The sequence below is a fragment of the Dielma fastidiosa genome (assembly GCF_003475485.1).
GTDB classification, from domain to species: Bacteria; Bacillota_I; Bacilli_A; order Erysipelotrichales; family Erysipelotrichaceae; genus Dielma; species Dielma fastidiosa.
Window position 1 is genome coordinate 72,499 of the sequence record NZ_QRQL01000009.1, and the last position, 23,650, is coordinate 96,148.

Annotated in this window: 23 protein-coding genes; 2 read left to right on the forward strand and 21 right to left on the reverse strand. The window is 42.2% G+C overall.

Features of this window, described 5'->3' with window-relative positions:
- Nucleotides 1-59 precede the first annotated feature (59 nt).
- Together DWZ33_RS18035 and DWZ33_RS14880 are read left to right on the forward strand one after the other, a co-directional pair.
- Nucleotides 60-233, forward strand: coding sequence for a hypothetical protein (locus tag DWZ33_RS18035; RefSeq protein ID WP_022936307.1), 174 nt, complete (start codon nucleotides 60-62; stop codon nucleotides 231-233).
- Nucleotides 234-492: 259 nt separating this feature from the next.
- The gene (locus DWZ33_RS14880) at nucleotides 493-1,860 is read left to right on the forward strand and encodes a transposase (protein ID WP_118455620.1); all 1,368 of its coding nucleotides are present in this window, start codon (nucleotides 493-495) and stop codon (nucleotides 1,858-1,860) included.
- A gap of 364 nt (nucleotides 1,861-2,224) precedes the next feature.
- Here the strand turns inward: DWZ33_RS14880 and DWZ33_RS14885 are convergent, their stop codons facing one another.
- The 21 genes from DWZ33_RS14885 to DWZ33_RS14985 form a co-directional block, all read right to left on the reverse strand.
- A complete protein-coding gene (locus tag DWZ33_RS14885) occupies nucleotides 2,225-3,163 on the reverse strand; it encodes a Cof-type HAD-IIB family hydrolase (protein WP_182425758.1) in 939 nt (312 codons plus the stop codon).
- Between the two features lie 237 nt (nucleotides 3,164-3,400).
- On the reverse strand, nucleotides 3,401-5,143 hold the full coding sequence (locus DWZ33_RS14890) for an NADH-dependent [FeFe] hydrogenase, group A6 (RefSeq protein WP_022938996.1): 1,743 nt from the start codon (nucleotides 5,141-5,143) through the stop codon (nucleotides 3,401-3,403).
- A gap of 10 nt (nucleotides 5,144-5,153) precedes the next feature.
- On the reverse strand, nucleotides 5,154-6,950 hold the full coding sequence (locus DWZ33_RS14895) for an NADH-quinone oxidoreductase subunit NuoF (RefSeq protein WP_022938995.1): 1,797 nt from the start codon (nucleotides 6,948-6,950) through the stop codon (nucleotides 5,154-5,156).
- 11 nt (nucleotides 6,951-6,961) lie between these two features.
- Entirely contained in the window at nucleotides 6,962-7,327 is a 366-nt protein-coding gene (locus DWZ33_RS14900; RefSeq protein WP_022938994.1) for a (2Fe-2S) ferredoxin domain-containing protein, read from the reverse strand.
- Nucleotides 7,324-7,887: an ATP-binding protein gene (locus tag DWZ33_RS14905; RefSeq protein WP_022938993.1), complete on the reverse strand. Its 564-nt coding sequence runs from the start codon at nucleotides 7,885-7,887 to the stop codon at nucleotides 7,324-7,326. The genes DWZ33_RS14900 and DWZ33_RS14905 overlap by 4 nt, the downstream gene beginning before the upstream one ends.
- Nucleotides 7,884-8,582 (reverse strand): PHP domain-containing protein, encoded by a 699-nt coding sequence (locus DWZ33_RS14910; RefSeq protein WP_118455624.1) that lies wholly within the window; start codon nucleotides 8,580-8,582, stop codon nucleotides 7,884-7,886. The genes DWZ33_RS14905 and DWZ33_RS14910 overlap by 4 nt, the downstream gene beginning before the upstream one ends.
- 2 nt (nucleotides 8,583-8,584) lie before the next feature.
- Complete coding sequence (locus DWZ33_RS14915) at nucleotides 8,585-8,917, reverse strand: hypothetical protein (RefSeq protein ID WP_029473625.1); 333 nt, start codon at nucleotides 8,915-8,917, stop codon at nucleotides 8,585-8,587.
- Complete coding sequence (locus DWZ33_RS14920; protein ID WP_022938990.1) at nucleotides 8,914-10,089, reverse strand: [Fe-Fe] hydrogenase large subunit C-terminal domain-containing protein; 1,176 nt, start codon at nucleotides 10,087-10,089, stop codon at nucleotides 8,914-8,916. Before DWZ33_RS14920 ends, DWZ33_RS14915 begins: the two co-directional genes overlap by 4 nt.
- On the reverse strand, nucleotides 10,086-10,511 hold the full coding sequence (locus DWZ33_RS14925; RefSeq protein WP_022938989.1) for an ATP-binding protein: 426 nt from the start codon (nucleotides 10,509-10,511) through the stop codon (nucleotides 10,086-10,088). Before DWZ33_RS14925 ends, DWZ33_RS14920 begins: the two co-directional genes overlap by 4 nt.
- The gene (locus DWZ33_RS14930) at nucleotides 10,508-10,864 is read right to left on the reverse strand and encodes a hypothetical protein (protein WP_022938988.1); all 357 of its coding nucleotides are present in this window, start codon (nucleotides 10,862-10,864) and stop codon (nucleotides 10,508-10,510) included. The genes DWZ33_RS14925 and DWZ33_RS14930 overlap by 4 nt, the downstream gene beginning before the upstream one ends.
- Before the next feature lie 4 nt (nucleotides 10,865-10,868).
- Nucleotides 10,869-11,357 (reverse strand): NADH-quinone oxidoreductase subunit NuoE family protein, encoded by a 489-nt coding sequence (locus DWZ33_RS14935; RefSeq protein ID WP_118455626.1) that lies wholly within the window; start codon nucleotides 11,355-11,357, stop codon nucleotides 10,869-10,871.
- 279 nt (nucleotides 11,358-11,636) lie between these two features.
- Entirely contained in the window at nucleotides 11,637-12,371 is a 735-nt protein-coding gene (locus DWZ33_RS14940; protein WP_118455628.1) for an ABC transporter permease, read from the reverse strand.
- Between the two features lie 28 nt (nucleotides 12,372-12,399).
- On the reverse strand, nucleotides 12,400-13,350 hold the full coding sequence (locus DWZ33_RS14945; RefSeq protein WP_118455630.1) for a hypothetical protein: 951 nt from the start codon (nucleotides 13,348-13,350) through the stop codon (nucleotides 12,400-12,402).
- Nucleotides 13,347-15,077, reverse strand: a complete 1,731-nt coding sequence (thrS, locus tag DWZ33_RS14950) for a threonine--tRNA ligase (RefSeq protein ID WP_022938984.1) — start codon at nucleotides 15,075-15,077, stop codon at nucleotides 13,347-13,349. Before thrS ends, DWZ33_RS14945 begins: the two co-directional genes overlap by 4 nt.
- A gap of 333 nt (nucleotides 15,078-15,410) precedes the next feature.
- Complete coding sequence (locus DWZ33_RS14955) at nucleotides 15,411-16,640, reverse strand: aminopeptidase (protein WP_118455632.1); 1,230 nt, start codon at nucleotides 16,638-16,640, stop codon at nucleotides 15,411-15,413.
- Between the two features lie 9 nt (nucleotides 16,641-16,649).
- A complete protein-coding gene (locus tag DWZ33_RS14960) occupies nucleotides 16,650-17,549 on the reverse strand; it encodes an ROK family protein (protein ID WP_029473633.1) in 900 nt (299 codons plus the stop codon).
- A 54-nt stretch (nucleotides 17,550-17,603) separates the two neighbouring features.
- The gene (locus DWZ33_RS14965) at nucleotides 17,604-18,452 is read right to left on the reverse strand and encodes an aldose 1-epimerase family protein (protein WP_118455633.1); all 849 of its coding nucleotides are present in this window, start codon (nucleotides 18,450-18,452) and stop codon (nucleotides 17,604-17,606) included.
- The gene (locus tag DWZ33_RS14970; RefSeq protein WP_118455635.1) at nucleotides 18,449-19,246 is read right to left on the reverse strand and encodes an HAD family hydrolase; all 798 of its coding nucleotides are present in this window, start codon (nucleotides 19,244-19,246) and stop codon (nucleotides 18,449-18,451) included. The genes DWZ33_RS14965 and DWZ33_RS14970 overlap by 4 nt, the downstream gene beginning before the upstream one ends.
- Before the next feature lie 33 nt (nucleotides 19,247-19,279).
- On the reverse strand, nucleotides 19,280-20,419 hold the full coding sequence (nagA, locus tag DWZ33_RS14975; protein ID WP_022938979.1) for an N-acetylglucosamine-6-phosphate deacetylase: 1,140 nt from the start codon (nucleotides 20,417-20,419) through the stop codon (nucleotides 19,280-19,282).
- A gap of 252 nt (nucleotides 20,420-20,671) precedes the next feature.
- Nucleotides 20,672-22,525 carry a YgiQ family radical SAM protein gene (locus tag DWZ33_RS14980; RefSeq protein WP_118455637.1) on the reverse strand — a complete coding sequence of 618 codons (1,854 nt, stop codon included), beginning with the start codon at nucleotides 22,523-22,525 and terminating at the stop codon, nucleotides 20,672-20,674.
- Nucleotides 22,526-22,579: 54 nt separating this feature from the next.
- Entirely contained in the window at nucleotides 22,580-23,272 is a 693-nt protein-coding gene (locus DWZ33_RS14985) for an ATP-binding cassette domain-containing protein (protein WP_118455639.1), read from the reverse strand.
- Nucleotides 23,273-23,650 lie beyond the last annotated feature (378 nt).

Here is a 23,650-nt window from a genome sequence, read left to right on the forward strand (position 1 = left end):
TAAAGTGTATAAAACGGTCAATACTTGCAATATGATTAGCGTATAAAGGAGTGATGGCTATGGCTTTTAAAATTGAAAAAGAAGAATATATAAATAAGACTTTTAGGTTAAACAAGAAGCTGGTAGAAGAAATGGAAAAAGTAGCAGATTCTAAAAATATATCTTTGAATAAGTTAGTCGTTTTATGTGTTGAATATGCTCTGGAAAACTTAGACACGAAAGAAGATGAATAATTTATACTCAATTTATTCGTGAAAATAGCACTTGATTATTGATTATAATCGTTACCTGTTCTATAATGTAGATGAGGATATAGTAATATATCCGAAAAAATATTAATAGATACTAAATTGTCTACACTTTAAAATGAGACATATGAACTCATTTCATTACACTAAATAGAAGGAGGAACGTTAATACATATTTCTGACAATTAATTTTTGTCATGAATATGTGTTACGTTCCGTTTTTTTATTTAGGAGGTGGGCACATATGCTTAGAATTTGTAAACAAGATAAAAACAAAGTCATGGAACAAGTTAAAAATAAAGTGTTAGACGGTATTATGGCAAGCAACAGTAATTTGATTGATGATATTATACTTTCTATGTGTCATGAAGGTGTCTTGGATAGCTTAGACAAAGGCTTTTTAGATAAGAGAAATACTAATTCTACGATTCCTTTAAGGTTTATTATGGCTTTAGCTATTGCTTCAAAAATGAAAGTCAGAACTAGCTTAACGGATATCCCTTATGCTATTCAAGATTACAGAACATTAGCTGAATTAGGTTATAATGCAATGAATACAGATAAGTCAGATGGTTGGTTTAATGAAGGAACTATCAGACATTTATTAGGTAAATATAAATCTGAGGATATATTCAATTACTATAACAATGTAGTACAAAAGCATATCTTCAATACCATGGATATTGAAACTAATATTCATATATTAGATTGCACCAAGATAGCAGTTAACTATGATAATGAAAACTATGAAGGTTCAACCTTTGGTTATGATAGATTAGGTAATTCTATGAGAGGTTATAAACTAGCATCTCTAAGAGGTGTCTATAACGATAATGGTTTAATTGAAGATGTTCGTTTTGGTACAGTTAATATTCACGATTTTAAGTTAAGTGAAGAAATGTTAAAGACTACTCCATGTTTCCATGAAGGTGACATCCTATTAATGGATAGGGGATTCACTTCACGAGAAATGATGAACTACTTAAAGACAGTTAGAAAAGTAGATACATACATACCAGTACGTAAACATATGGCAGAATATGATATGGCTGTTGCTTTAGCAGAAGAATATGACAATTGGCAACCTCACCCTACTAGAAAAGGTCAAATGATTTGCCATGTTCCTCATGTTAATAGTAAATATAATGGCAATGAATCAGAATATGATATGGATTTGAACTCTTGTGTTGTGTGGATTGAAGATACTCAATCTTATGCAGTGTTTGTTACGACTGATATGAGTAAATCAGCAAGTGATATTATTAGAACTTATGAACTTAGAACAGAAATTGAAGAAGATTTCAGACAACTAAAAGACTTCTGGAAACTTGAAGATTTCAAGAGTACAAAGTTAAATGTTATCTCATTCCATTTAGTATGTGTGTTATTAGGGTATCTGTTTTATCAGTTATACTTAAATACAGAAGATGGACAAAAATACATTGGTAAATGTTTACCAGTAATTCTTAAAAACTATAAACAAGAATTTCTAAATTATCTAGTATTATTCAGCGGAGAATACTTTTGCAGTATGAGTATGCGTGAGTTTTTAGAGTTTAGAGATGAATGTAATGTTGACGTAAGAAAATTCATTTTAGAATTTTTCAGTTAAAAATTTAAGATTAATTTTATTCGTAGGGTCTTTGCAGGCTTTTTTGAATAAATAGAAAAAATACCTTTCAAGAACATAGAAATTCTGAAAGGTATTTTAATTTTACAATTCGCAAGCTGTTACTTTACGAATTGAAGTATTCGGCGATCATAAGCGATAAAATTAAACTTCTTATTTTAAACCTATTTTTCGACAAATTCCGCAGATTGCATTTGGTATAGTAAACGTGCAAGGAAACTTGCATACGAAAAACCATTCCCCTTTAATCCCTTTTTCGTATTAAAATTCTATCTCTTTAAGCAGGAAAAAACCTTCTTCCCCTGGAAGGTTTTTTTCTGTTTGCATACTCATTATCATAAGCATCCTATATGACTTTATTCTTCAACAGAAATTTCGCAATCCCGGATTCATCATTGCTGGAGGTAATGAACTTCGATGACTGCTTTACTTCTTCATTGGCATTTCCCATTGCCACCCCAAAACCAGCTTCTTTCAGCATAGGAATATCATTTGCACTGTCACCAAATGCCGCCGTGTCCTTTAAATCGATACCCAGCTGTAAACACAAGGAACTAAGTGCCCTTCCTTTATTGACACCTTTTGCCGTAACTTCAATTAAAAACGGGTCGGATACCAACACATCACATTGCTGACATAAACTTTTTTGAATCTCAGGGTATACCGCAGAAATCAAGCTTGGATCACCTGAAATTAAAACCTTTACAGGGTCAAAATCAATATCAGTTATAAAATCCTGACAAATAGATATGCCTAATCCGTTTACAAGCATTTCTGCGACTGCGTAAACTTCCTGACGCATACAAAGCAGCTTATCTTTTTGATAAGTCATCAAATTTAAATTGGTCTTATCAATAATTCCATGGATTTGCTGCATCAAGTCAATTGTAAGTTGAACTGAATTGGAATATTTATTAATCAAAGCCGCAAGCTCACTCTTTTGCGCTGCTTGTTCAAGTGAGCGGGTAATATCGTAAACTGCCTGTAAATCTTCCTTAGCCATTGAACAATTATAAATTGTTTTTTCACTGTTTGCATCAATGATTTCACCACCGTTAAATGCTGCATAGTAGCCATGGTAACGGGCCAGTTCTAACTCTTTACCATACCGTATCATGCCTTGGTATGGCCGCGCGGAGCAAAGTACCAGTACGCCGCCATGCTTTTGAAAATCAAGCAGCGTATTTCGTGTGAGTTCATCAATCATAAAGCGTGAATTCAAGAGTGTTCCATCAATATCAATAAAAATCGCTTTTATATTCATACCCATTTGTCCCCTTTCCATTATAAGTATCTTCAAATTCTTAAAGTTTCTTTTTGACCCTATGCTTTGAAACAAACACAACATACCTTGTGTTTATCAATACCTTTATAACGCAATGATAGCAATTCTTACTTATCTGCACGATTAACCTTCTGTATTCATTATATACCATTTTTGTATCAAACAATCAAACTTTTAAGATCCCCTTCCACATACTAATTTAAAAGGCCCACCCGATGGGATGAGCCTTCATGTTAATTATTGAAATCTTTCCTTCTTTGAATAATGCGTATGCAGCAATTCATGTGCAAGTTCACTGTTAGGTTCCTTTAAGAAATTCTTATACAGTTCCTGAATTTGCGTATTTTCATGAGACTTACGCACCTTGCACTCAGAATCTTCAGTATAGAGTGCTTCAGAACGTTTCTGTTTATAGTTAAGACCGCTGTTGCGAATCTGAGCGCTGACAATCGGCATACCGCCGCCATTGATACAGCCGCCAGGACAGCCCATGATTTCAATGAAATGATAAGGTGATTTTCCTGCTCTGATATCATCAAGCAATGGTTTCGCAATTGACATGCTGTGAGCTACCGCTACCTTAACTTCCAGGCCAGCAATGTTTAAGGTTGCTTCTTTCAAGCCCTCAACACCGCGGACTGCCGTATAATCAATATTTTTCAGCTCATGTTTAGCAAGCACTTCCGCAACGGTACGAAGCGCAGCTTCCATAACACCGCCGCTGGTACCGAAAATAACGCCGGCACCGCTGTATTCGCCAAACATATCCTGGTCAAACTCACTGTCAACCAGATCAACAAAATCAATACCGTACATTTTAATCAGACGGCCCAGCTCTCTGGTTGTCAATACAGCATCGACATCCTGCAGACCATTTGTCAGATTTTCACGGCGGCCTTTTTCACCTTTTTTCGCAACACAAGGCATGATTGATACAACATAAATATCCTTTGGATCAATTCCCTTCTGCTGAGCGTAATACGATTTCAAGATAGCACCAAACATCATATGCGGTGATTTACAGCTTGATAAATGATTCAGCAGATCCGGATATTCCTTTTCTGCATAATTGATCCAGCCTGGTGAACAAGAAGTAATCATCGGCAGAACACCGCCATGCTGAACACGATTCAGGAATTCATAGCCCTCTTCCATAATCGTCAAGTCAGCCGCGTAATTAGTATCATAAACACGGTCAAAGCCTAACAGTTTTAATGCGGTTACCATGCGGCCGGTTACTTTCGTACCGATTGGCAAACCAAACTCTTCACCTAAACCTGCACGGATTGCCGGTGCTGTCTGGACGATGACATGTTTAGTTGGATCATTCAACGCATCGATAACTTCATGGATTTCTTCCTTTTCATGCAAAGCGCCTACTGGACATACATTAATGCACTGGCCGCACTGCATGCAGTTTACTTCAGCCAATGATTTATTAAACACTGGCCCTACCGTTGTTTTGAAACCGCGGTTAATATAATTCAGACAGCCCAAGCCCTGAATCTTCTCACACGCAGCAACACAGCGGCCGCAAAGCACACATTTACTTGTATCACGGACAACTCCTGGTGATACTTCATCAAAATGCGGTGCTGTATGCTCGCCCTTGAAAGCTTCCTCACGGATGCCTACCTGCTGAGCAAGACGCTGCAATTCACAATTGTTATTGCGGATACACTGCAGACAGTTCTTTGAATGATTAGAAACAATCAATTCTACAACTGTACGGCGGGCATCCAAAGCCTTCTTAGAATTTGTATAAACTACCATACCCTCATTGATTGGGTAAACACAGGCTGCACATAAAGAACGAGCCCCTTTTACTTCAACGTTGCAGACACGGCATGCGCCAGTACCTGTCAAATCCTTTAAAAAACATAAAGTAGGAATCTGAATACCGTTTAAACGGGCAGCTTCAAGAATCGTAGAACCCTCAGGTGCTTCAACTTCACGATTATTAATTGTTAATTTTACCATGATGTACCTCCTATCCTAATGAAATCGCATTAAAGTGACAGGCATTCATGCAGGCACCGCACTTGATGCATTTTTCAGTATCAATTTTATATGGCTCTTTGCCAGGCACACCAGTAATCGCGCCAACCGGACAACCCTTGGCACATAGTGAACATTTACGGCAAGTATCAGGATCAATCGTATATTCCAGCAATGCCTTGCAGACCTTAGCCGGACACTTCTTATCAACGACATGAGCAATATATTCATCCTTAAAGAAACGCAGTGTTGAAAGCACAGGATTTGGTGCCGTCTGACCTAAACCGCATAAAGCTGTATCCTTGATTGAATAGCTTAAGCGTTCAAGCTCATCAATTGTTTCAAGAGTACCGCGGCCTTCACAGATATCCGTCAGCAATTCAAGCAGACGTTTCGTACCAACACGGCATGGCGTACATTTGCCGCATGATTCATCAACGATGAAATCCATATAGAAACGGGCAATATCAACCATACAGTTATCCTCATCCATAACGATCATACCGCCGGAACCCATCATTGAGCCCTTCGCAATCAGTGTATCGAAATCGATTGGTGAATCAAGATCCGCTTCTGTCAGACAGCCGCCGCTTGGGCCGCCGGTCTGAACCGCTTTAAAGCGTTTATTGTTTGGACAGCCGCCGCCGATTTCATAAATTACCTCGCGCAGTGTTGTACCCATTGGAACTTCTACAAGACCGGTATTGACAACCTTGCCGCCCAATGCGAATACCTTGGTACCGCTTGACTTTTCAGTACCGATTGATTTAAACCAGGCAGCTCCTTTGTTGATGATCTGTGCCACATTGGCAAATGTCTCAACATTATTAATAATTGTCGGTTTGCCCCAAACACCCTTTACCGCAGGGAATGGCGGCTTCGGTGTCGGCATACCGCGCTTGCCTTCGATTGAAGCAATTAAAGCTGTTTCTTCACCGCAGACAAAGGCACCGGCACCCAGACGGATCTCCAATGTGAAATCAAAACCAGTTCCCAAAATATTCTTGCCAAGCAGACCATTTTCTTCAGCCTGTCGGATAGCAATCTTTAAACGGTCAACCGCAATTGGATATTCAGCACGGATATAAATATAACCATGATGTGATCCAATTGCATAACCAGCAATCGCCATAGCTTCAAGCACTGCATGCGGATCACCTTCCAAGATTGAACGATCCATAAACGCACCCGGGTCACCCTCATCAGCATTACAGATTACATATTTTTCATCATTTTTCTCATTCAGTGCAAACTGCCATTTACGGCCGGTTGGGAAACCGCCGCCGCCGCGTCCGCGCAAGCCGCTGGCCATGATTTCATCAACAACCTGCTGAGGAGTCATTTCCGTCAGCACCTTGCCCAATGCCATATAACCGTCACGGGCAATATATTCCATTATATCCTCAGGATTGATTACCCCGCAGTTACGCAGAGCGATACGCTGCTGCTTCGCGTAAAAACGGATCTTATCAATATTGAAAATCTTATCCTTTGTTTCTTCATCAATATCGTGCATTTCCAAACGTTCAACACGGCGGCCCTTATACAAATGCTCACTGACAATTTCATGAACATCCTCAGGCTTTACCTGACAATAGAAAACACGGTCAGGATGAATCGCTACGATCGGCCCTTTCTGACATAAACCAAAGCAGCCTGTTTTTACGATTTTAACTTCTTTTTCAAGACCAAACTGAGCGATCCAGCGTTCAAACTCAGCTTCAATTGCCGGTGAATTGCTGGAAGTACAGCCAGTACCAGCACAAATCAGTACATTAATTCGTTCCATGCGCTTCCTCCTTATGCCTTTTCCGTGCCAACCGTATATTTTTCAAGCACGACGCCATTTTTAATATGACTTTCCAGCATTTCTACGGCCTTTTCAGGCGTCATTAATACATAGGTGGTTTTTGAACCATTCTTATCAAATACTTCAACGATCGGTTCCAGTGTGCACATACCGATACAGCCGGTCTGTGTAACCACGCAGTTATAATTCTTATTCGCAGCTTCTTCTACAAGCGCATTCAGCACAGGTCTTGCCCCTGCCGCAATGCCGCAGGTAGCCATTCCCACAACGACGCGGTACTCCGCTTCGCCTTCACGTAAATCAAGACGTTTTTTAGCCTGTTCACGCAGCTTTTGTAAATCTGCTAATGATTTCATAAATCCTCCTCTTTTTTTCCGCACATTGCAATTCCCTGATTAATATAATCCTTACACCAAAGCATGATTTCAGCATCCGCGATACTCACCTCATCACCAAGAATCGCCTTAATTTCATCAGTATCAAAAACAAAGCATCCCGCGTCGTTTTGATAAGTAAAAATAAAATGGACACTGCAATCAGTTGTCGCCGCGATCATTACCGCATCACCGATATCACCCATCGGCGGCGTATCCCAATGATCCCGCTGCATACTGGCAGAAATCTCAGTTCCTGCCCCTTCCTTTGATTTTAAACTAAACTCACCGCCGCACTGCTCACTCAATTCCTTAAAGAAAGGAACCCCCAGACCGATCTTTCTCGTCGTTCGGGAAGTGAAGAACGGATCTTGTACCTTCCGGCACATTTCCTCATTCATACCACAGCCATTATCGCTGACGGTAATCTTAATCTGATTGCGCAGCTCACTGTCCACTACCGCAACCGATACCTTCGTAGCTTTTGCTCTTACCGAATTAGCCGCGATATCCAGCACATGCATTGACAGATTCTGCATCATAAATATTTCCTCCAAACAGCTTCCAGCACTTCAAGATCAACAGCATGCTCAGCCTCTGATATATCCACCAGCTGATGCGCATCACTGTCGCAGAGCCAGAAAACCTGACTGCTGATCCAAGGATGCATTGCCATCACCCGCTGATAATCAGTTGGGTGTTTGATTTCAATACCGTCAAACTGCAGCGTTTCCGGAATGAAACCCAGCTGCGTGGTAATTGAATTTGAACGATCCAGCACATGTGCCAGCACCGCCAGCCCATGATGCTCATGAATTGCCATCATCGTCTCATCAATATCCGCCATTACCGATTGAAGTAGCAGCACCTCTTCATTGCCGATCACTTGATCCTCAAGATCAAACAAATATTGATGACCAAAATACTGCACATCATTTTTAATTGGCAGCAAACGCTGAGCCAGCCAGCTTTGGAACTGCTCTGCATCATTCAGCTGCTTAAAATAAGCAAGTATATGCACTTCTTCCAGCGTCTGCACCTCTACACCGTATACATAGGATAAACCATACTGCTTTGCGGCTGCCGCCATAACCCGCTGCTGTTTCAGCGAATTGTGATCAGTAACAGCAATCAGCTGTAATCCTTTCAGCATTGCCATACCGGCAATATTATTCGGACTCATATCATCATTGGCACAGGGTGACAAACCGGAATGAATATGCAGATCATAAAACATAACTATATGCCCAGCTTAAAGCACTCACAGCACACATCATAGGCACTCTTCGGCACTTGAAACAAAGCGATATTCTCTTCCAGCACCTTATCAAGCGTGGCCTGCGGCACTTCGGCTCCCTGAACAATAATCAGACAGCTGATTTCTTTTAAAGCCGCGACAGCTACAATATTCAGATGCGTCTGTACGGTAATCCAAGCCTGCCCCGGTTCACAGTTACCCATGACCCAGCTCAGCAGATCACCGCAGAACACACCGCTTATTTCTTTTTCAAGCGCTTCCTCACTGGCCGTTATCGGCCAGTTTGTTTCAGCAAGTACTTCCTTTACTTTCATACATCATCCCGCTTTCCCAAGATTTTGCAGTCATGCAGCGTTTTCCTGCCGTCAACGATTTCTTCAGCCATTGTTCGGCATGAAGGAAAACCGCACGCGCCGCAGTCAAAGCCCGGCAGAACCTCAAGCTGTTCATTTACCGATTTGAATTTTGCCAGCTGGGCAAAAATATTCGGCATCGATTCAATATTGCTGTTGGTTTCTTCACCATACAGATCTGCAATCTTAAATTTTTTCAGCATCGGCTCGGCTTCCTGCAGCAATCTTGTCATATTCACCTTGCCGTTAAACGGATTACCCCATATAAACTTGCCGCCGATACAGCCATTGCTGCACGCCGACAATGACAGATATTTGACCTCTTTCAGCAAACCAAACTCCGCCAGCTCCAATACCTTTTTAATCTTATCCAAGCCATCTACCGCCAGCATCTGATTATTCACCTGCATATTCAGACCGCTGACCACTGATTTAATCGCTTCCTCATACAGCACCATCGGCTTGCGTGTTTCATTGCGCACATGATTGATCTGCGGAAACAAATCAACGATGGACAGCGCATGATCAATCGCTGACTGCTTCCCATATGGATACTTGGCCAGCGTAAGCTTTGACGGACATTCACAGAATAGGAATATCCCTAGCTTATTCGGATCATCTGCCGCCGCCCGCACCGCTCTTGCCGCGATTTCAGCCGGATAATCAAAAGGCAGAATATTACTTAAAAGCATTGGATATTTCAATTCAATCAGCCGGTTAATCACCGGACAGAAAGAAGAAATCAATAATCTTGAATCATTATACTTCATATAATCACTGGTCGCAGCATAAACCGCTGCCTCATATTCGCCCAGTGACAAAACTTCATCAAATCCCAATTGATCTAATGCGGCATTCAGTGTTTCAACTTCTTCTAATGAGCTGCAGTCTGAATAAATTGAGGTTGGCACTAACAATACGCTCTTTTCATAATTATCCTTATCGATAATCGTAGAGCCCTTAGCCTGTAACCCCAAATTTGTACACGCATCCATGCACTGACCGCAGTTAATGCACTTCTTGGGAGATATAATTGCTCGTTCATTCTGAATCGTGATGGCTTCCGTAGGGCAGATACGAAGGCAATGCATGCATTTGGTACATTTATGCAAAGTATAGGAAATTACACTCATGGCTGAATCCTAAATCCAATCATAAGCCGTGTACCCTGCGGTGAAGTTTCAATTTCAAACTCATCACTCACCCGCTTGATATTCGGCAGCCCCATACCTGCACCAAAGCCAAACTCCCGCGCCTTTTCACTGGCCGTCGACCAGCCCGGCGACATTGCTTTCTCAAGATCGCTGATGCCTGGCCCGTGATCATTAAAATGAATGCTCAGCAAACCATCCTCAGCAATATTAAGTTCTATTTCTCCGCCTTCAGAATGGATGATCATATTGATCTCTGCCTCATAACAGGCAACCGCAATATTTCTCAGCACATTCGGATTCAATCCCATCTGTTTCAGCACACTCTTGATACTGCTTGACACACGGCCGGCATTGGCATAATCCTCACGCTGCACCTGATAATCCTGATGAAACAGACTCATGCTTTCTCCACTGGCTTCAAGCCGTGTCCATAAAGCAGACCGCAGGTTTCATACATTGTGCAGCGCGTTGCCAGAAGTGTCAGTCCCATGCTTTCAGCAAGCTGAAGATCCTCATCACTCACGTGTTTATCACGGACATAAAGCACGGTTCCAATATCAAGCATATCCGCCGTACGCAGACTTTGAGCATTACATAACCCCGTAACCAAAACCGTTTGATCGCTGTCCTTCTGCACTAAGGCTAAGACATCGCTCATCAGATCACTGGCAAATACATAATTAAATTCCTGATTTTCATCATAAGGTGTTAAAGCTGTCCCGTCTATCAGCTGCAGCAGCTGTTTCAGCTTCATAGGCTTACCCCCGTTCAGTTTCGATCATATCACGTAAAATAACTTTAATTTCCGTTGGATCAGCTAAATTACCATGCACCTTACCATCAATCGTCGCAACCGGTGCCAAACCGCAGGCTCCCAGACAGCGGGTAGCATCGATTGAGAAGAAACCATCTTCACTTGTTCCGTTTACCTTACAGCCGCAGATATCACAAATCGTCTCCAGCAGCTTCTGGGCGCCCTTTACATAACAAGCCGTACCCATGCAGACATTGATCACATGTTTTCCCTTTGGCTCAGTGGTAAACTGGGTATAGAATGTAACCACACCATACACCTTCGCAACCGGTTCGTGACACGCATCAGCGATCTTCACCATAGCCTCAAAAGGAATGTATCCCAAATCGTGCTGAACATCATGAAGCATCAGCTTCACAGGACCTAGCTTATCCTTGTGACGTTCAACAATTGCATCAATCACAGCCAGTGACTGAGCATTCAGTTTTTCCATTTCATGCACCTCTTTCTTTATCTCATGAAGTAAATAAGGTAGTTCTATTTACTCTATAATAATACCATGTAAACGCTTCATTTAAAACATTTACCTCGTGTATATTTTCACAAAAATTAATAATTTCACAAGTTAAAAAATGGTCAAATTAAACAGCTAGAACATTTTTGTTAATATATTATCAATTTAAGATAAGCTGAATGTTTCCGTACTTTTCATGTATCAAATAAAAAAACATCGAGTTAACCCGATGCGTCATATAAGCAATAATTTCACAACTTAAATTTCCCTTTTTTCCAGATATTTCATGATTTTTTTTGAAATAAACTCAGTAAATGCCAACAATAAGATAATCCACAGCGTCCAGGCAAACAAGCCTGACATGTCCATATTGATCCGGCAGATCTGCAGCTGACGGCCAATTCCCGGTGATACCGAACCGATAATTTCCGCCATGACACCCACCTTAAAAGCCAGCCCTGCCCCGGTGGATAATGCCGCTTTAAGATAAGGCAGAATCAGCGGCAGATAGACCCGAAACAAAATATTCGGCATCGACTCAGGATAGACTCTCGCAACATCAAGGAGATCCTGATCAATACTTTTGATTCCGCTGAGTACATTGGCATAAATCATCGGAAACAAAATCATAAAACAAATCAGCCGCACAGCAGTTTCATTATTGGTCCAGATCAGGGCAATTAAAATATATGAGATATTAGGTATACTTTTCAAAATCAGATAAATCGGGGCAAACAGCTCCGCCAGCCAGCGATAATAGCCGCATAATAAACCCAGCAGCAAGGCACAGCTATAAGCGATCACCAAACCGCTTAACGAACGGTAAAGGCTCATCACTATTGCCTGATAAAATGCCGGTGAAGTGAGCTGGAAAAGCATCTGTTTAAAAACATCAAAAGGGAGCGGAAGCATGAATTCATTGTTGATTCGTGCCGCCAGCACGATCCACAAAAGCAAAAGCACAATAATTACGGCTGCGCCTTTTTTCTTCATCACCTTCACTCCCTTCAATCGAATGGAATTATTTACTTAACATTTCACTTGTATAATCAATACCAAACAGCTTCAGCATCGTCGTAATATCAGCCTCGCATAAGCTCGCAGGCGTATAGCGGATATTCTGCTTCGCCCAAGTAGCCGCCGCAATTTTACTGCTAGGCACACCTAAAACCTCTGGTGTCAGCTGATCGACTAAGCTGCTGACCTTGGAAGAATCACTGGCAGCCGCGCTTACAAAGCTTTCAATCTGCGCCAATGCAGCGCTGACCTTTTCCTCACTGCCCTGCTTTACAAAGATGGCCGCCTGCGGGAAGCCTGAAGATGCTGTGGACATCTTTTCCTGATAAGCGCTCTGCAGATCCAGAATCACCTTCAATTCAATGCCCTGCTCCTTTGCCTTCGCAATCGTAGCTGTCACTGCCGGTTCCGCCAGCAGGCCGCTTTCCGCCTTGCCGCTCAGCAAGATTCCCTGAACATCTTGAGCGCTTGAATAATAAGTAATCTCAGGAACAATGCCTGCCACATCAACTGCATTCTTAAATACGATATCCGGCACGCTGCCTTCACCGAAAGCCGCGAAATTGCCAGCCTCTTCAAGAGCTGTATCACTTGTACCTACCAGATACAGATTACCCCATGTAATTACCGCTTCAAGACGATAGTCAGTCTTATCCGCACTGATCAGCTTAGCGCCTAAATTAATCGGCGCCAAGATCATGTCATAATCTGAATCACTCTTGGCAAATTCAGCGCTTAACGCCTCACTGCCGGTAACAAAATCAACCGTATTCACACCATCTGCAGCCAGCTCCATCACGGATAATGCCGGTGCTCCCGTAGGCGCTAATACTTTAATCGGTTCTGCGGCCGGATTCTTTGGTTCCTCACCCTTTGGTTCATTAACATTACCAGCCGGTGCCGCGCAGCCTGTCAACAACAGTGCCGCTACTAATAAGCCTTTAAATAGTTTCATCTTTTCTCCTCAATTTCTAAGCGCAATGATTGGATGAATTCTTCAAATGGTACAGTCAGACTTTCTTTTTCACCTTGACGGCGGATAGATACAGTGCCTGCTTCTGCCTCACCATCACCTAACACAAGCTGTACTGGTACCTTCTTCATCTGTGCTTCTCTTATACGATACCCTAATTTTTCATTTCTTGCATCCAATTTGCTTCTGAAACCTAAAGCCTTTAACTGATCATTGATCTGCTTGGCATAATCATAATGCAGCTCATGATGAACCGGAATAACTTCTACTTGTACCGGTGCCAGCCACATTGGGAATTTACCTGCGTAATGTTCAATCAGAATACCGATAAAGCGTTCAATTGAACCGAAGATAACACGATGCAACATTACCGGACGAACCTTTTCGCCATGCTCATCGATATAAGTTAAATCAAAACGTTCAGGCAGATTCATATCCAGCTGAATCGTACCGCATTGCCATACGCGGCCTAATGAATCCTTAATATGGAAGTCCAGCTTAGGGCCGTAGAAGGCACCGTCTCCCGGATTGATCTTATAAGTCTTGCCGGCATGCTCACAAGCTTTAGCCAGTGCATCTTCACTCTTATTCCAAATTTCAATATCACCGATATACTTCTCTTCCGGCCGTGTTGATAATTCAATGCTGTAAGTCAGATTAAAAATCTTATACACACGGTCGATGAAATTGATTAAGCTGATAACCTCGCTCTCAATCTGATCCGGACGCATAAAGATATGGGCATCATCCTGAGTAAATGTACGCACACGGAATAAACCGTTCAAGGCACCGCTCGCTTCATGGCGGTGTACCTGACCAAGCTCACCCATGCGTAAAGGCAGATCCTTATAGGAATGCAGACTGTTCTTATAAACCAGCATAGAACCCGGACAGTTCATCGGTTTAATCGCAAATTCACGATCATCAACCATTGAAGTATACATATTTTCCTTATAGTTGAACCAGTGACCGCTGACTTCCCATAATTCCTTGCTCATCATGATCGGTGTCTTGATGAATTCATAATTCTCTTTAGTATGCTCATCATACCAGAAACGCTCTAATTCATTTCTTAAAATCATGCCATTTGGCAGAAAGAACGGCGCGCCCGGTGCATATTCACTCATCATAAATAAATCAAGCTCACGGCCTAATTTCTTATGATCGCGTTTTTTAGCTTCCTCAAGCAAATATAAATGCTCTTCCAGCGCTTCCGGTGTCTCAAAGCAGATACCATAGATACGCTGCAGCATCTTATTATTCGCATCGCCCTTCCAATAAGCGCCGGAATGCTTCAATAGCTTAAAGTTCTTCAATTGCTTCACAGTCTCAACATGCGGGCCGCGGCACAAATCTGTAAAATCACCCTGACGGTAACAGCTGATTGTTCCATCCTCAAGATCCTTAATCAATTCAATCTTATAAGGATCATCTTTAAATTTCTCCAAGGCTTCTTCCTTGCTGATTTCTTCACGGACAATACGCTTGCCATCTTTAACCAGCTTTTTCATTTCCTTTTCAATCTTAGCCAGATCTTCTTCCTTGATGACTTCATCACCCAGATCAATATCATAATAGAAGCCCTCAGAAATAACCGGTCCTACCCAGAATTTAGCCTGTGGATACAGATGCTTCACTGCCTGAGCCATCAAGTGTGCGCAGGAATGATTCAATACACTTAATTTTTCATCTTGTTTAATATCAATCATTTTTATTTACCTCCTAACAAAATAAAAACAGACTCCATCTGAAGGACGAGAGTCTGTCGCGGTACCACCTTGCTTCGCATACATTGCTGCATGCCTCAACTCTTTAACGCAGATTAAACGGTACACCTTTTCAGGGACAGCTCACCGGGAGTAAGATCAATCTGCCGCAGGAAGTTTTCACCACCACTTCCCTCTCTGATTAGCTCAAAGGATCTCATATCCGGATCATTGCTTATGTATCTATTTAACAACCAAAGCCGCTTTTTGTCAACCGTAAAACTCGATGATACGCATTTTATATGTGATCCTTAGAAAATGATATCCGTCTAAATTTTACAGCACAAAACGTCCATTCTCAAAAATCAGCGTTTCATTGCCGTCTTGATCAAGACCGCGGATACACATCGTTTCATCACCAAACATAAAATCCACATGCTTGATTGAATCGTTGACGCCCACCTCAGCCATCTTTTCAGGACTCATCTCACAGCCGCCCTCAACCGAAAGCGGATAAGCCGCTCCCAGTGCCAGATGACATGACGCATTTTCATCAAATAATGTATTATAGAACAGAATACCGCTTTGTGAGATCGGTGACTCATGTTCAACAAGAGCGACTTCGCCAAGGTAACAGCTGCCTTCATCGGCTTCTAAGATCCGTTTTAAAGCATCAGCTTCTTTTTCAGCGCAGAAATCGATGACCTTGCCGTCTTTAAATTCAAACCAGAAATTTTCAATCAGACTGCCGCTGTGATCCAATGGTTTAGTAGCCACTACCTTACCATTAACCTGCCATTTCATCGGTGCTGTAAAGATTTCCTCAGTCGGCATATTAGCATTAAAGAAAACACCCTTCTGTGACTTCTCACCGCCGCCTGACCAAATATGACCTTCCGGCAGTCCCACATAAAGATTCGTTCCTTTTTCATTTTTAAAATGCAGTGCCTTAAAAGCCTTCTGATTCAGCTTATCACAGCGCTCACTCAGCAAGCGGTCATGTTCATCCCAAGCCGCCATCGCATCATTTTCCTCATCGATATAAACAGCCTTAAGAATCGCATCCCAAAGCTTATCTTCCGCTTCCTTTTCATCCAGTTCAGGGAAAACTGCCTTAGCCCAGGCCGGATTACTGTCGGCAAACACACACCACTCATTTTGATCGCTGCGCGTCGCGTCATAAAAAGGTTTGAGCGCACGATCCAACACCTCATTCGCAAGATTCACCTTTTGGCTGTCCACACCCTTCAGATATTTAGGCGTCGGTGAAGCGATACTCGCTACGGCCGCTCCCTCTTTGATTGGTTCAAGACGGGCATCGATATACCATGAATGCGGTTTGCTTAAGCGTTCCTCACTTTGATATTCTAAATCATAACGCTTAATTAAATCATCCTTCCAGTTAATATAAACCTCACAGGCACCTGCCTCATACGCTTTTTTGCAAAGCTGGCGCACCAGCTCATAAGAAGTGACGGGCGCATTAACAATCAGCGGCTGATCAGGCTGAAGATTGACACCCTTTTTGATAATTAATTCCGCGTACTTATCTAAACATTTTTTCATGTCAAACTCCTATTTACCAAACGACATCGGCAGCATCGCCGCGCCAACCAAGCCCGGTTCATCAAGCATGGCTTCCGCGAAAATTACATCCTGCATGCCGACATGCACCATTGGTTTATAATATTGAATCATTTTATCCCAGAATACATCCTTAGACTTCATGCAGCCGCCGCCGACAACAAAGATATGCGGATCAACTACATGCGCAATCGATGAAAACATCTGCGCCAAATCATAAGCCATGTCATCAACAATCTTTAAAGCCTTTTCATCGCCTTCACGCGCCATATCGAAGACCATGCCCGCATGCTTGATATGATCGCCGAATACCGCCTTTCCCTTGCGGGTAATAGCCGTACCGCTGGCTTCATTCTCAACAGCTCCGACATTCAGATAATTTACCTTTTCACGATTGCGGTCAATAATAATGTTGGCAATCTCACCGGCATAACCATTCTTGCCGGATACAAGACGATTATTAAATGAGAAGGCACCGCCGATACCCGTTGAAATCGTCACATAGTAACAAAGCGGATAGCCCTTGCCGGCACCGTGAAAGCTCTCGGCAAGACATGCCACATTCACATCATTATCGGCAAAAACCGGAATATTGAAGTGCTTTCTGATTGTCTCAGCCATCGGATAGCCTTCAAAGCCCGGCAGATTGGTTGCCAGCATCATCACACCGTTATCCGTATCAACCGGTCCCGGCACACCCATGCCGATGCCGCTGATTGTATCCAGCTCACCGATTTCCTCAATCATGCGGATAATCTTATCCAAAACATGTTCAACACCCTGCTCAATTTCTGTGGCTTCCTTGATTACCTTTACGATCTGACCTTGTTCGCTGACCCGTGCGACACGAACATTGGTACCCCCAAGATCTACGCCAATATAGTATTTCATGATACTTCCTCCTGTTTTCTTTTATTATATCAAGACTTAGGCTGCCTGAACAGCTTAAAAAAGTTCAATAAAATAAGAAGTGGTAAATCCCTCATGCGGTTTGAGATTCATCGTTCCCTCACGCTGATCAAAGCTGCAATTCACTTCTTCAAAATCGCCATGCCCATACCATGGTTCAATGCAGATAAACGGCGCATCCCGTTTAGCAGTCCAGAAAGCCAAGAAAGGATAACCCAAACAGCCAACACGCACTTTATGCTTAGGGCCCACCAGTTCTACATAAGGACTCTTGATATCCTTATAAACCAAAGTCGCATACTCCTCAAACAATTCATAATTTAAGGCTATTTCTTTAAAGCTGCGGTCGATAATCTCATGCCGGCCATGAAACGCCAGCTGCTTAGGCTGTTCATCCTGCGGGAAAACAAGCTTGTAATCGCTGAATTTTTCACCTGGCAGCAGCGGACAGTTAAATCCTGGATGCAGACCGAAGCTGAAAGGCATCACATCCTTTGAATCATTTGTGATATGATAAACCACATCCAGACGCTTGCCGTTTAAACGATAATGAATCTGAAATGTGAAACGAAATGGATACTGCTTTAAGGTATCCTCATTTTCATGCAGTTCCATCACAATCTCATCTGCTGTATGCTTCACACACTTTAAATCCGCATAACGCACAAGACCGTGATTTTTCATCGCATAACGCTGACCCTGCCATTCATAATCTTTTGTCCATGTATTAGATACCATAGGAAACAGCGATGGATTCTTACCGCTCCAAAAAGCGGCATCTCCCTGCCACATATACTCAAGCTGATGAGTCAGATCATAAAAGCTCTGAATCTCACCGCCATGCTCAACAACCTCTAACCGAACCTTTTCATTTTCAATAATCATATCAGATCCTCCTTGATCAATCCAAAATGACGGCATGCTTTATATAAACCGTCCCTACCAATTTCATCCGCTACATAATCAGCCGCCGCCTTCGCTTCCTCACAGCCATTGCCCATCGCTACACCGATGCCTGAACGCTTCAGCATTTCCACATCATTATAGCCATCGCCAAAAGCGATCACCTCATGCATTGAATATCCCCAGCGTTTAATAATTTCCTCAATTGCGGTGGCTTTATTGACATCCTTTGCCGTTATCTCATAAAGTGCCTGATGATCAACAATATTACTTGCATTTAAAGTCCTTTTCAGCTGGTTCATCGTCTCATCATCAGCATAAAGCAGCATATTGGTCACACCTTCGCCATCATAAGGCTTTACCGTCGGCACCATCAGATAGAGCTGAAAATAAATATCGCTTAATTCAGTTGGAAAAGGACGGTTGAAATGATCCACCGCATAATTCGCATAACGCATATACAGCTGTTTCTCATTGCATACCTTAATGATTTTTTCCATATCTGAAGCATCAATGGTCTTCTCCATGACCACCTTATGATTGATTTCCATGACTGCACCGCCGTCATAAATAACGGCATCCCATGGAAAGCTTCTGAAAAATGAAGGTGTATGCTGCATCTCCTGCCGGCAGCGGCTGGTGGCAATCACAATTCGATACCCATTTTCTTTCAACCGGTATAAAGCACTTTGCGTTGAATGCGGAAAATCATGCAGCCGATGCTCATAAATTGTTCCGTCGATATCAAAAAAACAAACCTTTATTTTATTTTCCATATGTTCTACCAAAAAAAGACAGCGTCGGCTGTCTTATTTCTGTTTAAGCCCTCTTGCGTAAGTTTGAACAACCTGATAAGCGTCATCCAGAACCACGATATCAGCATCATAACCACTGCAAAGCTTACCCTTGCGGTTATCCAGCTTCAAAGCGCGCGCCGGATTGATCGTACAAGAATTTAAAGCTGCATCAAACGGAACCATCGCTTCTTCCACAAGGATACGCAGACCTTCATTAACCCGTAAGGTTGAACCGGCAAGACCTTTTGTTGAAGTTAAATGCGCGCTGCCGTCAGGATAAATTTCAATTTCATTGCCGCCGAATAAGAACTTAGAACCGATCGGACAGCCTTTTGCCATCAATGAGTCAGTGATCATGATTGTATAATCACGGCCCTTAGCAGCATATAAGTTATTTAATGAATTTACATTTGAATGACAGCCATCACAGATCACTTCACCAAACACATCACGGAAACGCATTGCCGCGCCTACTAAGCCCGGATTGCGGTGATGGAACGGTGTCATGCCGTTAAAGATATGAGTCATGCTGTTAGCACCGTTAGCCACTGCCATCAATGCCTCTTCATAAGTAGCCGCTGAATGACCGATGCTTACTAATACGCCATTTTCAGATGCATAACGAGTTAAAGCAAAATCCTCATCCTTTTCACAAGCCATAGTAATGACCTTGATCAAGCCCTTGGCATGTTCCTGATAATGCTTAAATTCTTCTACAGTCGGTGCCAGTATGTACTGCTCCGGCTGAGCGCCTTTATAAACCATATCCAGATAAGGGCCCTCAAAATGAATACCTAAGATTTCCGCGCCTTCATAGCCTTCTTCGACAACCTTCGCAACATTTTCAACCGCTTTAGTTAAAACCTCCTTGCTTTGGGTAATCGTAGTTGGACAAATACCGGTAACACCCTCATGGGTAATATTCTTCATCCAATTGCGCAGACCCTCTGGGTTCGCATCATTGGTATCAAATTTATAAGCACCATGTGTATGAATATCAATGAAACCTGGCACAATGCGTTCATTGCCATAATCCTCGCACTCTGCTTTAGCTCCATAATTATGAATTGCCTTAATTTTACCTTCTTCAATTTCAATCTGAGCTGGGATAAACTGGCCGCTGATCCAAACTCGCTTACTTTGTAGTATCATAAGTAACCTCCTTGTATTGATGGTTTTATTATACTCCACCCCCCTGCTTTTTTAAACTCTAACGACTGTTTTTTTTAGAAAAAAGCAAGTAACTGATAGGTTTACGCAAGAATCCTAAAATCACTGGATAAATTTATGAAAAAGAGAAAACCATTCGCAAAAGAAAAACGGCATAAGCCGTTTATAAGTAAACATTAAATAAATTGCAACGCTGACATATGCCGCACTTAAAGAATTCAGATGAAACGCGTATTACATTCCCTGCTTCAGATGCTTCTTCGTCTTGCGGTCTTGAGGTTTGACATGACGCTTGCCGCCATGAATCAAATCACTGCGGTATGGAATCAAGCATTTAGGCGTATTGCCGACCAGATCAAGCCGCCCCGCTGTTTTCAGTGCCTTGTAGACAAGCTGATAATTCTGCGGATAGGTAAACTGCATCAATGCCCGCTGCATTGCCTTTTCTTCATAGGTTCTGGCCACATAAACCGGCTGCATAGTCTGTGGATCAAGGCCGGTATAATACATACATGTTGCCCGGGTTCCCGGTGTCGGATAAAAATCCTGCACCTGCTGAGGGGTATAATGAATCTTTTTTAAATATTGCGCCAGTTCAATGGCGGCATTAAGATCACTGCCCGGATGCGAGCTCATCAGATAAGGAACCAAAAATTGACGCTTATTGTATTTCTTATTAATTTCATGATATTTATCGACAAATTTAAGATAGAGCTCCTTATGCGGCTTCCCCATCTTATCGAGTACCTTCGGTGAAATATGCTCCGGCGCAACCTTAAGCTGACCAGAAATATGATATTGCACCAATTCTTCAAAGAATGTGTCATCCTTGTCATACATCAGATAATCATAACGGATACCGGAGCGGATAAAAACCTTTTTAACCTTCGGCAAGGCTCTTAAGCTGCGCAGAATATCAACATAATCACTATGATCAACCACTAGATTCGGACACTTTGGACTCAGACATTCACGATGCACACAGGCACCATATTTTAGCTGTTTGTCACAGGCGGTTCTTGAGAAGTTCGCGGTAGGGCCGCCGACATCATGGATATACCCCTTAAAATTCGGCATTTCAGTGATACTTTTCGCCTCCGCAAGCAAGCTCTCCTTACTGCGTGTTGAAATTACCCGGCCTTGATGATGGGTAATCGCGCAGAAGGCACATGATCCAAAACAGCCGCGGTTGCTGACAAGTGAAAACTGCACCTCTTCAATAGCAGGGATATAGTGATATTTAGGATGAAACGTCCGCTCATAAGGCAGTGAATAGGTAAAATCCATTTCCTGCTGGGTTAATGGCAGCGGCGGTTTATTCTGTACTACATACCAGCCGTCATACGGCTCAATCAATACATGAGCGGCAATCGCATCAATGTTCTCATGCTGAATCTGGAAGCTTTTCGCATACATGACCTTATCATTTTTAACTTCCTCAAAGGATGGCAGCACAATGGCATCCGGAATCAGAGAAATATCCTTTGTTTTATAGACACAGCCGCGTATAAAACAGCAATCGTCGGCTCTTAAGCCGCTGTTTAATGCTTCCGCAACCTCAATGATCGTATTTTCTCCCATGCCATACATCAAAAGATCAGCTTGGGAATCAATTAAAATTGAACGGCGCACCTTGTCATCCCAATAATCATAATGTGCCAGCCGGCGCAGCGAAGCTTCAATGCCGCCTACTAAAACTGGGCTCTGGGGAAACAGCCGTTTCAAAATCTGCGTATAAACAATCGTCGGCCGATCTGGTCGCCGTCCCATAACACCATCATCACTGTAGCTGTCCTTATCGCGCCGGCGCTTATTGACCGAATAATGATTCACCATCGAATCAATGTTGCCCGCTGAGACAAGAAAACCCAAACGCGGCGTACCAAACTGTAAAAATTCTTCATCATGATGCCAGTCAGGCTGAGCTAAAATAGCACAGCTGTAACCATAGGCCTGCAAAGTCCGGGTAATGATCGCGCAGCCAAATGAAGGATGATCTACATAAGCATCACCGCAGACATAAACAAAATCTACTTGTTCAAAACCCTGTTCCAGCATTTCTTCACGATTCGTCGGCAAAAAAGTCATAATTTCACTTCTCCTTAATTCATTTAATTATTGTATCATAGAAACACCCTTGATTCATAGATTTGATTTTTGCTTCGTAAAATCATAGAAATAATCTCTTAATGACGCACTCTTGGCATGCAGTTCCTCCACGTAGAAATCATCTTTAATGACACCCTTATCTAAAATCAAACAGCGATCCAATACATTTTCAATTTCATCCAGATCATGAGTTGCAACCAAAACGATCTCATTTCCCTGTAAACTGTTAATTAACATTTGAACGGCAATTCCCTTAGATACTACATCAAGATTCGTAAAAGGTTCATCCATTATGATCAGCTGTGCCCGCTGAGAAAGACCAGCGGCTATTTCAACCTTCAGCTGCTGACCGCGGCTCATCCGTTCAATCTTTTTATCCATTTCAAGATCAAATAAGCTGCACCGCTGCTGATAAGTGTCAAAATCAAACCGCGGGTAATAATCAAGCAGATAGCAGCCATATTGATACGGTGTAAAATAAGGGATAAAGGAATATTCCTCACTGATATAGGCTACCTTGTCATAATGCTTAGCGACTTCCCATTCGTCAAGATCCGCCGAACCCTCATGCTGAATCAGATTAAGAATAGCCTTTATCAGCGTTGTTTTGCCAGCCCCGTTTAAGCCAAGGATACCGACGATTTCCCCGGCTTTCATGGTGATTTGATCACAGGATAAAAGCACTGCCGAGCGCCGTTTCACCTTCAATTCATTTAATTTCAGCATCCCGTCACCTCCATTCACAATGCGCAAAAGTCATACCTTTATTATTAAAGGTCTGGCCTTCAATCACACCTTCATAAATCTTTTCATAACCATCATATACTTCAATTTGAATTGAATCCACATTATTCTTTATTTTATGCACAATCTTATAATAACATGATAATTAGGAGTTTAAATCATCATAGGCACGAATAAAGCACGAAAATTAATTTATTTTCCCAAAAATAAGTTTCAATCATACCTTCACGCTTAATTTTATGATGATTCATGTGTGTTGTCTATCATTATTTATTTTATATTAATAATTATAAATCATGTTGACCTTATCAGAAACTGTCTCTAATTGCATGATTTTATTTAGCCTTCTAACTTTTGTTG